This window comes from Sulfuricurvum sp. (assembly GCF_028681615.1).
In the GTDB taxonomy this organism is placed as follows: domain Bacteria; phylum Campylobacterota; class Campylobacteria; order Campylobacterales; family Sulfurimonadaceae; genus Sulfuricurvum.
In genome coordinates, this window is sequence record NZ_JAQUHV010000007.1 from 72,945 (window position 1) to 85,259 (window position 12,315).

13 protein-coding genes are annotated in these 12,315 nt (G+C 41.5%); 8 read left to right on the forward strand and 5 right to left on the reverse strand.

The features are described from left to right. Positions 1–9 precede the first annotated feature (9 nt). From PHE37_RS08700 to PHE37_RS08710, 3 genes are all read right to left on the reverse strand, one after another. The gene (locus PHE37_RS08700; RefSeq protein WP_299995937.1) at positions 10–840 is read right to left on the reverse strand and encodes an SIR2 family protein; all 831 of its coding nucleotides are present in this window, start codon (positions 838–840) and stop codon (positions 10–12) included. A 267-nt stretch (positions 841–1,107) separates the two neighbouring features. Next, positions 1,108–1,614: a hypothetical protein gene (locus PHE37_RS08705; RefSeq protein ID WP_300008438.1), complete on the reverse strand. Its 507-nt coding sequence runs from the start codon at positions 1,612–1,614 to the stop codon at positions 1,108–1,110. Positions 1,615–1,682: 68 nt separating this feature from the next. Continuing rightward, the gene (locus PHE37_RS08710; RefSeq protein ID WP_300008440.1) at positions 1,683–2,126 is read right to left on the reverse strand and encodes a hypothetical protein; all 444 of its coding nucleotides are present in this window, start codon (positions 2,124–2,126) and stop codon (positions 1,683–1,685) included. Between the two features lie 149 nt (positions 2,127–2,275). Here PHE37_RS08710 and PHE37_RS08715 point away from each other — a divergent pair, with 149 nt between their 5' ends. The 8 genes from PHE37_RS08715 to PHE37_RS08750 all read left to right on the forward strand — a co-directional run bounded on the left by PHE37_RS08715 (position 2,276) and on the right by PHE37_RS08750 (position 9,783). Then, on the forward strand, positions 2,276–5,065 hold the full coding sequence (locus tag PHE37_RS08715) for an EAL domain-containing protein (protein ID WP_299996902.1): 2,790 nt from the start codon (positions 2,276–2,278) through the stop codon (positions 5,063–5,065). A gap of 157 nt (positions 5,066–5,222) precedes the next feature. Beyond that, positions 5,223–6,638 carry a nitrogenase cofactor biosynthesis protein NifB gene (gene nifB / locus PHE37_RS08720; RefSeq protein ID WP_299996905.1) on the forward strand — a complete coding sequence of 472 codons (1,416 nt, stop codon included), beginning with the start codon at positions 5,223–5,225 and terminating at the stop codon, positions 6,636–6,638. Positions 6,639–6,648: 10 nt separating this feature from the next. Further along, positions 6,649–7,764: a homocitrate synthase gene (gene nifV, locus PHE37_RS08725; protein ID WP_299996908.1), complete on the forward strand. Its 1,116-nt coding sequence runs from the start codon at positions 6,649–6,651 to the stop codon at positions 7,762–7,764. Further along, positions 7,755–8,582, forward strand: coding sequence for a GNAT family N-acetyltransferase (locus tag PHE37_RS08730; RefSeq protein WP_299996913.1), 828 nt, complete (start codon positions 7,755–7,757; stop codon positions 8,580–8,582). The genes nifV and PHE37_RS08730 overlap by 10 nt, the downstream gene beginning before the upstream one ends. A 10-nt stretch (positions 8,583–8,592) precedes the next feature. Continuing rightward, positions 8,593–8,817: a FeoA family protein gene (locus tag PHE37_RS08735; protein WP_299996916.1), complete on the forward strand. Its 225-nt coding sequence runs from the start codon at positions 8,593–8,595 to the stop codon at positions 8,815–8,817. A gap of 37 nt (positions 8,818–8,854) precedes the next feature. After that, positions 8,855–9,052, forward strand: coding sequence for a CCE_0567 family metalloprotein (locus PHE37_RS08740; protein ID WP_299996919.1), 198 nt, complete (start codon positions 8,855–8,857; stop codon positions 9,050–9,052). A 10-nt stretch (positions 9,053–9,062) separates the two neighbouring features. Then, positions 9,063–9,341 carry a hypothetical protein gene (locus PHE37_RS08745; RefSeq protein ID WP_299996921.1) on the forward strand — a complete coding sequence of 93 codons (279 nt, stop codon included), beginning with the start codon at positions 9,063–9,065 and terminating at the stop codon, positions 9,339–9,341. After that, on the forward strand, positions 9,331–9,783 hold the full coding sequence (locus PHE37_RS08750; RefSeq protein WP_299996924.1) for a GNAT family N-acetyltransferase: 453 nt from the start codon (positions 9,331–9,333) through the stop codon (positions 9,781–9,783). Before PHE37_RS08745 ends, PHE37_RS08750 begins: the two co-directional genes overlap by 11 nt. Here the strand turns inward: PHE37_RS08750 and PHE37_RS08755 are convergent. Both PHE37_RS08755 and PHE37_RS08760 read right to left on the reverse strand, forming a co-directional pair. Further along, complete coding sequence (locus tag PHE37_RS08755; protein WP_299996927.1) at positions 9,780–11,357, reverse strand: sensor domain-containing diguanylate cyclase; 1,578 nt, start codon at positions 11,355–11,357, stop codon at positions 9,780–9,782. The two genes, PHE37_RS08750 and PHE37_RS08755, sit on opposite strands and share 4 nt — an antisense overlap. A 106-nt stretch (positions 11,358–11,463) precedes the next feature. Continuing rightward, positions 11,464–12,027 carry a hypothetical protein gene (locus tag PHE37_RS08760; protein ID WP_299996929.1) on the reverse strand — a complete coding sequence of 188 codons (564 nt, stop codon included), beginning with the start codon at positions 12,025–12,027 and terminating at the stop codon, positions 11,464–11,466. Between the last annotated feature and the right edge of the window lie 288 nt (positions 12,028–12,315).

Genomic DNA, 12,315 nt, shown 5'->3' on the forward strand with positions numbered 1-12,315 from the left:
GCTTTCTCCTTATACAAATGCTTTGATAAATTCGGTTAGCGACATAGGTACAACTTCGAGATTATGTTTCTCGATGAATTTTTTCTCTTTTTTGCCCAGCTCTTGATCGGTGACGACATATCCGCCTTCCAAATCAAGGGTTAGTTCATTTGCAACCATTCGATCGGTGTCATGTCCGAAATTAGTCCCTAAAAAGAGGTATTTTTTTGCTTTACGATAGGTTTTGAGCACTTTCGGGAGAGCAAATCCGCCCATCGCCTCAGTGAGCCAATCGACGTAATCGGCATCGGAAATGACAAATGTCGGATTCGGCAACGGCGAACCCATCGGTTTAAAAAGGATCTTCTCTGCATTATCAAGGACTTCATCTTCTACGAGAAAATATTTTTTGTTTTCGACATCGTACTCGTAGACTTCATAACGGTTTAAATCGCCCATAATACGGGATTTTCCGATGATAAGACAGTGTGGTGTATAGGCTAAAAGTTCTTGAAATTTAGTGTCTCGGTTCGTATCGATGATATAGCGCGGCATCATGTCCACAATTGCTTTGTGTAACGGTGTCGGCTCAAACGGTTTAGTATAAATATGATTAAGCAGTTGAGTCATATATTCAACGCCGCGGCGTTGTTCCAAATGCATCGCGGCACGGGAATATTCAAACATCAAACGTGGAGCCATGGCACGTCCGCCGTTCATTGCCAAAATAAGTGAATCGCTGTCATAAGGAACGGCTTCACCCTCTTTGGTCATAATGCCCTCAAACACGCCCAGACTAAAGTAAGGGATGGTAGTTTGATTGCGTAACTCTTTTTTGATTGTTTCCAATATTGTGTCCATCGTGATCCCTTTTGGAGCTTTGCACAAACCGTTGCATAATGTGTTCTTGTAATAAATAGGAGTAAAATTATCCTATTTTGTCCGATTTTGTGGAGTGTGTAGAAGAGTAGGACAAAAATGTCTAAGGAAGTTTGGTATGTTACGGATAACGTTCTACTGACATATTTGTTTGGAAAGCAGATTGATGGATGATTGAACGGAATTAAGATGTGTTATTAGAAAAGAAAAGGATAGAGCGTGGAGGTTTGTACGGTAATCACGAATAAATTATCCGTGACACCCTTTTCCGGTATAGCAACTGTTGGCTGCTACGATCTTAGCCAGTGCTTTGTCGATACTAAACGGCTCACTTAGATCATTGAGGATTTCGTGGTAAAAGACTGCTCCGTCTTTCGAGATAATAAACAGTGATTTCGCTAGTTCTTTGTTAGAAAGACGGACACCGTAAAAGTCTCCGAAGGCTTCATCATAATCGTATCCGCTCAACCACTCTTCCAGTGTAGGCAATTCATGTTTGTCATTTGCAACGATCAGTGCTTTAGTGATTCCCCCTAATGCATTGAGTGATAGAAGAGTATCAATATCTTTTAGCTGCGACAGGAGTGCGTCGTCGATAAAAGGGGCACTGATGAGAAGCTGCGTCGCACCGTTTTGTCCGCCGATAGAAAAAATTTCGCCTGCACTGTTTTTCAGATCGACTTTCTCCGAACTATACCCGACGTCGAGCGGCATGTCTTCGAGCGTTAGAATGGAAGAATTATGATTGATTTGCACGATAAACCTTTTTTAACACTTATTATATAGTGTTAAAAATGCATTTAGCGTTCTTATTTGGTGAAATATTAGGCTACAGGATGAATATATTGCAGATGGTCAGTGATTTCGGTACCGATGAGAAAGTGATTGATCGCTTCTTCAGCCGTTTTTACGAACGGCGGTAATTTATGGATTTTGATCCCGACATTTTTCATGGCGAAGAGGGTATTGAGACAATATTGATCGACCAGTAAGTAGTCGCATTTCCCGATTACTTCAAGCAGGGCGTAATGTTCACTGATATGGTGGGGGTCTTGTGCTATTTCGCAGTCGCATTCACAAGCTTTCATCTTAGGATCGCGCACCATGTTACCCTCATGTTTTTCCCATGGATTGAGACGGGTTTCGTGGTGACGGTAACGGACATCTTTTCGTTCCCCTAACACTTCGTAAATGGCAAACATAGTTGCACTGCAGGGGTTTTGGTGATATACACGCTTCATTGCATCCATAGGAATGGCTACCATCATAATTCAACTCCTTATGTTAAGAATTGAAATTGCAAGTTCTGTTCTCATTATTTTCTCATTAGAATTGGGTAGTGGATGAAATATTTCCGTAACATTCAGTTTAAATCTTATAAAATGGGTTTAGTTATATTGAGAGGACGGGAGTTTTTATGCAGTTGATCAACCACAAATATGAAACTGCTGATAAACTTGAAACATTTCTGGATCAGGCTGTTGCTCATAAAGGAACTGTTTTTATTCAACTCTTCAGCGGAGTTATGGATAAAACATACATCCAGCCGATACTCGATAGGATTTCAGTAATACTTCCGAATGCACTGCTGATCGGTGCTACGACTGCCGGAGAGATTATAGACGGGGTTATGACATCAGGGGAAATTATTGTCTCGGTTTCCCTGTTTGAGGCAACCACAGTCAAGACCTATTACTATCCCCGTACGGATTATTCCTCCGGAGCCCGTGTTGCGCAAGAGATTCTGACTGATCGTACGAAAGTATGTATTGCACTGAGTGAAGGACTTAAAAGTGATTCTGAATCTTTTTTAGACGGGTTTACGTCCATCCGTAATGATGTGGTTCTTGCAGGTGGAAATGCGGGAGACGATTTGACGTTTACCCGAACCTATGTTTTTAAAGACAGTACCATATACGATGAGGGAATTGTACTTGCAGTATTGGAAAGCGATGTTTTAAATGTAAATCATGCCTATTCGCTTAACTGGACGATGATCGGCAAAGAGATGACGGTAACGCGTGCGGATAAAAATGTTATCTATGAGATTGACGGTAGGGATGTTCGTGAGCTGTATACCCACTATTTAGGGGAAGAGACGATACAGGCGATCCCAGCCAGTGCGATTGAGTTTCCATTGATAAAAGTCGAAGATGGGGTTGAGATCGCCCGTTCCATGATCGGGCAGACTGAAGACGGCGGTTTTATTTATGCCGGGCATTTTCATGAAGGCGACAGAGTCCGTTTTGCTATCGGGAACATTGAAGAGATATTGGAACGTGCCAACAATATGCGTGAAAACGTCGCCTCCGATCCTGCAGAAGCGATTTATATTTATTCATGTTCCGTCCGAAAGCTTTTTCTGAAAGATCAACTCAATTATGAGTTTGGATTGCTGAATGAGGTCGCTCCAACTGCCGGATTATTTACCTATGGTGAGTTTTTTCACTCCATGTCGGGCAATCAGCTGCTCAATATTACAACGACAACCCTCTCACTGAGTGAGTCAGAGCGAAATACATTTCCTCAAAATCAGGAATCAAAACATCGTTATCATCACACTATGCTCAAAGCGCTCACCCATTTGGTAAATGAAACCCAGCATGAGCTAAACGATTACATTAAAATTCTTGATCAATACAAAATGGTGCTCGATCAAAGTTCCATTGTTTCCAAAACCGATGCAGAGGGTAATATTACCTATGTCAATGATGTTTTTTGCGAGATTTCGGGATATACCCGTGAAGAGCTGATCGGACAAAAACATAGTGTAGTTCGTCATCCTGATACGGATCCGGGGATTTTTGTAGATTTATGGAAAACAATTAAAGAGGGGAAAGTTTGGAAAAAGACATTTAGAAATCTTTCTAAAACGGGAAAAGAGTATTACGTCAAAACCGTGATTGCTCCAATCTTTGATGATCGCGGGAATGTTGTAGAATTTATCGCTGCACGGGTTGATGTCACCGAACTGATCACCAAAGATCAAATTATCCGTCGACAGTTGATCGATCCTCTGAGCAAATTAAAAAACCGTACCGCTTTGCTCGGAGATTTGGAAAGCGGTGAGGATAAAATCACCCTAATATTGCTTAATATTGACAGGTTTTCAACTATCAATGATTACTTTGGCTATACGATCGGTGATGAACTCCTCAAAGCGTTTGCAGAACGCCTGGAAGCAATTTCCGATCATGACTTTCTCTATCGTATAAGCGGCGATGAATTCGCGGTTATTTGTGTCAATCATACATTTGATGAAAGTTTGAAAGATTATGTCATTGGACAAATTAATAAACTCGAAAATTTCAAATATAACGTTGCCGGACATGAAATATCGGTAAACGTCTCCGCAGGAATAGCCAATGCAGCGTATTCCGATGTGTATAACCTGGCGCATATGGCACTTAAAGAGGCCAAAGAACAACGGGATAAACTGATTATTTTCAATGACAATATCGCTTTGACCGAAAAAACACGTAACAATATTTGGATCTTTGATAAAATCAAATCGGCGATTGAGGACGATCGGATTGTTCCGTATTTTCAAGGAATCGTGGATAATCAAACCCGTCGTATTGTGAAATACGAATCGCTCATCCGTTTAGTCGAGCCTGACGGTACCGTTTTAAGTCCGTTTTGGTTTTTGGAACATGCAAAAAGATCAAAACTGTACGATAAACTGACACGGATCATGATTGCTAAGACATTTGCTGCATTTGAAAATCTAAAGTATGAGTTTTCTTTGAATTTGACGGTCAACGATATTATCTCGGATGAAACACGTTCTTATATCTATAAAATACTCGAACATTCATCAGCATCAAAACGTGCGGTTTTTGAGATTGTTGAGTCAGAAGGGATCGTTAATTATGAAGAAGTAATCGAATTCATACGGCATGTAAAACAATTCGGCTGTAAAATCGCAATCGATGATTTCGGTACAGGATATTCGAATTTTAGCTATCTCAGTAAGCTGGATGTCGACTATATCAAAATTGACGGTTCACTGATCAAAAATATTAATCGTGATCAAGATCATCTTTTGACGGTCGAAAGTATCCTCTTTTATGCCCGTAGGAAAGGGATAGAGACCATTGCGGAATTTGTTGAAGACGAAGCGATTTTTTCAACATTATTAAACTTTGGGGTCGATTATTCACAAGGTTACCTCTTTTCCACGCCACAACCGACAATCGAAGCATAGTCTCTGTAGGCTTCGGTTGCAACTGCTACAAAAACGTCTCATTTTGTTGAACTCTCCTTTTTAAACCTATAGAACATTCATTGCATTAACCCTTTTAGAAAATGTTTCCGCCGGATGAGGTTGTGAATCATTTAATGACACTTACAAAGGAGTTATTATGAGTTGTTCCTCAAGCGGAAATGAATCTTTTATGCCCGAAGATATTCAAGCGAAGATACACAATCATCCATGTTATTCAGAGGGAGCGCACCATCACTATGCCCGTATTCACGTAGCGGTAGCACCGGCGTGTAATATTCAATGTAATTATTGTAATCGTAAATACGACTGTTCGAATGAAAGTCGACCGGGAGTAACCTCAGAACGTCTTACCCCTGAAGAAGCGGCAAAAAAAGTACTTCTCGTTGGTGGTGAAGTACAACGTATGAGTGTACTCGGTATTGCAGGCCCGGGTGATGCGTTGGCCAACCCGAAGAAAACATTTGAAACATTCGGAATGGTTCGCGAATTTGCACCGGATCTTAAACTTTGTCTCTCAACAAACGGTTTGGAATTACCGAACTTTATCGATGAGATGGTTGAATACAATATCGATCATATTACCGTAACCATCAACAGCGTTGATGAAACGGGTGAGATCGGTAGTCAAATCTATCCGTGGATTTTTCATAACAATAAACGTATTTATGGAAAAGAAGCGGCAAAAATTCTTTTGGAAAATCAACTCGAAGGGATGAAAAAATGTGTTGAAAAGGGGATCTTGATCAAAGCAAACTCGGTTCTTATCCCTGGAATCAATGACAAACATCTTCCGGAAGTTTCCAAGAAACTCAAAGAGATCGGTGTTTTCTTGCATAATATCATGCCGATCCTCTCAGAGCCGGAATTCGGAACAGCATTTGCCCTAGCCGGTGTACCGAGTGCTACTGACCAAGAACAAATGGCGGTTCAGGAAGCATGCGGTATGGATATGAAATTGATGCAGCACTGCCGTCAATGCCGTGCGGATGCAGTCGGTCTTATCGGTGAAGACCGTGGGGCGGAATTTACAAAAGATACGTTTGCCGGACTCAGCTTCGACGAACTTCAAATCAAATACGATCTTGAAGCACGTCAAGCAGCCCAAGCGAAAATCGAAGAGTTCCGATTCTTCCTTGATCAAGCGAACGAACGTGTACGTAAAGAGAAAGAAGAACTCAGCTCTACCGGTGTGACCATCCTTGTAGCGGTAACGACTGCTGGTGAGGGGATGATCAACCAACATTTCGGAAGTGTCAAAGAATTCTTGATCTATGAAGCCGGTGATAAAGGTATCCGATTTATCCATCACCGTAAAGTAGATTACGAATATTGTGCAGGTCCGGACGGAACCAATCCATTGGCTCCAATCTTGGAAAAACTCAAAGACGTACAATTGATCCTTACGGCTAAAATCGGCGGATGTCCACAAGACGATCTTAAAGCTGCCGGAATCATTGCAGATCAAAGTTATGCGTATGAGCCGATCGAAATTTCGGTCCTAAAAGCATCACGCAAATACTTCGGTATGGATGAAAACGCAGAAGTGAATTAAGGAGCCTGTTATGGCACTCATCAATGACACCACATTACGCGACGGGGAACAAGCTCCCTATGTCGCATTTAATACGGAAGAAAAACTTCGTATCGCAACGCTTCTCGATGCGTGCGGTGCGGATGAACTTGAAATCGGTATTGCAGCAATGGGTGTCAAAGAGCGAGATGACATAAAAGAGCTTTTGGCTTTAGGGCTAAAGGCTCGTATGATGACCTGGAATCGGATGAAGATGGAAGATTTGGATGCTTCTTTATCTTGCGGGGTAAAAGCGGTCGATCTCTCTATTCCTGTCTCTGATCTTCTTATCGATGTTAAATTCGGCGGCAGTAAAGCCAAAGTATTAAGCGAACTCGAACGTGTCGTTACTTCAGCAACACGTGAGGGGGTATTCGTCTGCATCGGCGGTGAAGACAGCTCCAGAGGGAGCCATGAATTCATCAAAGAAGTTATGGAACTTGCCCGTGAATGCGGTGCATCACGATTCCGTTACTGCGATACAATCGGTGTAATGACGCCGACACAAACCTACACTGCAATAAAGTCATTATGTGACCTGAATCTCCTCCCGATTGAAATGCACACACACAATGATTTTGGCCTTGCCAATGCCAATGCCCTCAGCGGTATTGATGCAGGGGCTATCAGTATGAATACAACCGTAATCGGATTAGGAGAACGTGCTGGGAACGCTTCGTTTGAACAGATTCTCATGGCACTAAAACATCTCTACGGTGAAGCACGTCCCATAGATGCACACCTAATCCGAAATTTAGTTCAAACCGTAGCGGCAGCTGCCAATGTGGCGCTCGCATCCAATGCACCTGTCGTGGGTGAAAATATTTTTGCCCATGAGAGCGGCATCCATGCGAGCGGTATGATGAAAGATTCTCACGCGTATGAGCCTTACGAGGCCGAAGAAGTTGGTTTACAAAGTTCATTTCCGATCGGCAAGCACTCAGGGAGTGCTACAATAAGCTACCATCTTGCACGGATGGGGATTACGGCCGATACAAGAATACTTCGGGATATGCTTCCGAAAATCCGGGAAATTGTCACATCACGCAAGCGTGTACTCGACATCAGTGAACTAAAATCACTTTATCAGGATACGATATGTATATAGGATGGCTCAAATATGTGGATGTACCGGAGCTCATTAAAATTGCTGAAGATGTAGGTTGGCTGCTGGATGGTTATCATGTCAAACTCATGATGATGCATGCTCCTCATTTGTGTTACGGAGCCTATGACGAGGGTGTTTTAGTCGGAGCCATTATGGCGGTCGAGTTTGAACGCTCAGCAATGATAAAATATTTTATGGTCAAACCCAGCCACCAAAAACAAGGAATCGGACGACGTTTGTTTAATACCCTTTTTGGAGTGTTAAAAGACGAGCATCCTTCTTTGTATCTTCATGCCAATCCGCATTTGAAAAGTTTTTTCGAACAAAGCGGTTTTAAGAGCGTAATGGAAGTAGGGCGTTTTCTCAATGTAGGCAAAGTTCCGCCGTTTAGTTTTACCAATGCTCAGGCAAAAGAACTTGACGGCGGAAATTTCGATGCGACAATCCGTAAAATCGATTTTGAAACATTTGGCGAAGATCGTATGGGATTTATGCTCGATGAAATGGAACGCAATAGTTCACTCAAATTTGCATTACCGAATTCGTTTCAGCACTCCAGTGTGATTAATGCGCGCGGCGTCTATCTGGGGCCTTGGCAATGTCGTGAAGGCTTTGAGGATGAAGCAGAGAAAATGATGCAGGGTGTCTTGTATTTTAGAGGGCTTAAAAAAGTCTTGGCAGATGTTCCTCTCGGGAATAAACGTGCGGTAAAACTTTTTGAAGATTATCATTTTCAACAAAAAGGGACATTCTTGCATATGTGTTACGGTGACTTCCATCCCGTCAAATTTGAAAATATTTATGCATTTTCACTTTAGGGGTTAGATTATGAATCTTCTTGAAACCTGCGTGAATGAAAAATGCAGAGTCTTATCCATAGCACTGGATGATACGTTAAAAGATCATTTGTGTGCTATGGGCATTTGTCCAAATGCAACGCTGTGCGTAAAGCGTTACGGTCTCTTTAAAAGCAGCGTGCAGGTTCAGATCGGTGAACGTGTTGTTGCATTAGGAAAAGACCAAGCACGGCACATCGAAATACGTGTTGCCTAACGTTAGCTGCATGAAATTAAAAAAAAAAGGATAAACTATGTCAGATATGACTGAAGCAGACCACAAAAAAGAACTGGCGAAACTCAAACGATTCGCTGTTGAAATTGCATCGGAAATCCATGATATCGTCGAAGATACGGTATGGACAAACCATGTCAAAATGCCGGAACTTGCTCAAAAATTGTATGAAGCCGTCGAAAAGGCAAATAATTACAAGGCAGAGCACTCCCTCTAAGGGGTGGGTCATGGCTACCAAGGAAGAAGTATTAGCCCTTGAAATCTGTGAATGCGGATGCAAGAATGTCGCGGATGCAATCAAGATATTTCAAGAGACCGATCTTCCGTATAAAAAGGCGAAAAAACTCGTCACAGAGTGTGACAAAAGCTGCTGTCGTGCAGCTCTTCTCAGACTGTTTGATATGACTTATTTCGGTAAATTCGATTACGATGAGATCGAGCGTTTGATTCAATTACGTCATGATAAGCTTGGTGAACTCTTAGAACGGATGAAAAATGGACGCTGATATACAAATTCGTTATGCATATGCTGAAGATATCGAAGCAATGACTGAATTGTTATCGGAACTTTTTGCGATCGAAGATGATTTTCTTATCGATCCGGCTAAACAGAAGCAGGGATTGGAATTGCTTCTTCAAAAACCGGATGCAAAAGTTTTGATAGCAACGGATTCCAACCGTATAATTGGGATGGTTTCGATGCAGTGTCTTATCTCAACTGCCGGCGGAGCACGAGTCGGTTTAATCGAAGATATGATCATTACCTTTGAATACCGTGGTATGGGAATAGGAAGTTTGTTACTGGATTCGATGATCGAAGAAGCGGGAGAATTGGGCTATGCACGTCTTTCACTAGCTGTTGACAGACGAAATGATGCGGCACTCGATTTTTATAAAAGATTTGAGTTTAAGTCTAGCAATATGGGGCTGCTGTATCGAAATCTTTAGTGATTCCCATCCTCTTTATTCACGACAACTTTGTTTTTTCCTTCCCTTTTTGCCTGATACATAGCATCATCCGCTTTTTTAACAAAGGACTCAATGCTTTCACTTCCATCGTACTGTGACACACCGATACTGATTGTCAATGTACCGACATTTTCAAAAACCGATTCCTCTATCTCTTTTCTAAGCCGCTCTGCAAGAGCTATCGTTCCATCATACGGGGTATCAATTTGTAAAATGACGAATTCTTCTCCGCCCCATCGTGCAAATATATCGTTGCTTCTCACCATAGTTCGGACAATTTCGGCAATTCGAATAAGTACATCATCTCCGGTATTGTGTCCGAATGTATCGTTAACCTTTTTGAAGTCATCGATATCAAAGAGAATCAGTGCTACTGAAATATTGGTGTCTTGCGCATGTTCTGTAGCCAATTTGAGCCAACTATTGCATTGTAAGCGGTTGGCCGCATTGGTCAGAGGATCGGTTGCGGCAGCTTTTTCCAGTTCATGTTCAAAGATAATCCGGGAAGTAATGTCTTTGCCGGTTGAAATGAAACTGGTGAGTTCCTGACGCTTGTTTTTGAGTGGGACGATTGTTTTAAACTCATTATAGAGTGTTTCGTCTTTTCGTTTATTTGTAAGAATACCTTGATAGGTTTCCCCTGAAAGGATCGTATCCCATAGGTGTTGATAAAAAGATCCGTGATGCTCACCGGAACGGAGTATGTTCGGGGTTTGACCGATAACTTCTTCTGCCAGATAACCCGATTGCTGTTCAAAAGCACGGTTGACGTATTCGATTTTTCCTTGTAAATCGGTGATGACTACTGTATCTCCGCTCTCTTCAAGTGCCTTTGAAAGGCGGAGAAGATGAAAATCGGTTTGACGTTTAAATTCGCGAAGGATCTGAGTAATCGCGTAGCTTGCGAGCATGGCACAGAGCGCGCGAAAGAGTTCAACAGGTAAAGAGGTAAATGCCTCAAAAGATTCTGCATTGATTACGGATGATGGAAAAAATGTTCCGGTAGGAACGATGAGCCCAGCAAAAATACCGTATAGCAAAAAAGTACTTGCAAGGACATAGGCACACCGTTTCATGGATGCATAGACAGACCCCTGAACGAGATACACCGGATGGTAAAATATATAGGCCGTCATGAAAATGCCGGGAAGACCGAGGAAATAGCGGACAAAAATATTAATATTGTTCAGGGTTAAACTGTGAAAACCTGCGAGTAATGCAGGTAATACTAAAATAATAAGAGCAAGTGTTATCATCGAATACTTTTTATTCCAAATAACTCGTAAGGAAAAATAGAAAAGGACACTATACGAGAGGCCCATTGTAATCCAGCCGGCAGTATAAAATAACTCTTCCGTTTCATTCCCACCCAGGGATTTGAACATCACAAGCCATTCGGATATTCCATGCAAAATTCCGAATACACCTAAATATTTTAATTCTCGTGTGAATTTGAAAATAGAATTTTCCATCGGATAGTGGAGAATACTAAAGCCAAACAGGAAAAATGCAAGGCCGTAAAAAAAATAGATATAGTCAATATAATGGAGCATCGATTCTCATTTAGTGAAAGTATGGGAAAGAAAGTATTTATAGTATTGTAGCAGATGTCGTATTTCTATCCTATAGGATAGAGATGGGAGAAAACAAAAGAAAAAGTTATCCCCTCCCTCTTGTTCCGTAAAAATATGCTTCTTCTTCATCAGAAGATGAGTATTGGGTCAATACATCTTGCGGTGTTGAAGAAGGAACTTTTGAATATGAGGCTACGAGATTAAATTTATCATCACCTATACTCATAAACTGGCTTTCTAAAATCCGAAGTTTATGTTTGAGTTGATCTGAGAGGAGAATGATCTCTTCGTAATAGCGGTGTGAGAGCTCGATCTCATGTTCACTCACTTTATTTTTAGCACCGATCAATCCTCCTATAAGAGATTTCTTTTTCTTTTTATAATAGATGGGATAAATCTTGGTATATTTATCATGTAATGAGAGCATCAGTATCTCAATCTCTTCGAGTACCATTCGGGATATCCCTTGAGAAAAGAGCATGGCTTCTTCATAAAACCACTGACCGAATAATGAATCGGTAGGGCTAAGATGAATGGTATGTTCAGGTACTTCGATTCCGGAGACAAGCAGTTTGATTGCATTGACCCAGCGGATATGTGATGTACGGGCTTGATGGAAGTTGTGTATCGATTTTTCTTTATTGGTCATAGCCGCCCCTTTTTATATAGAAGTGTATCGACTCTGAATAATTTTGGATCAATAATATGGATTATTTTTTAATCAAATGTAGGAAAATGTGATTGTAAGACCCCTGCAAAACCTATTCCTACAAATTTGTCATCAAAATTCTATTTTGTCGTATCGTTTTGGAAAATGTCGCAAAAAACCATAGAACGACGGATGCATCAACCTAAGTGAAGTTCAAAAATAAGGGGATAACATGGCTGGAGCAGCTAGCTTGCGACAAATCGCGTTCTACGGAAAAGGTGGGATCGG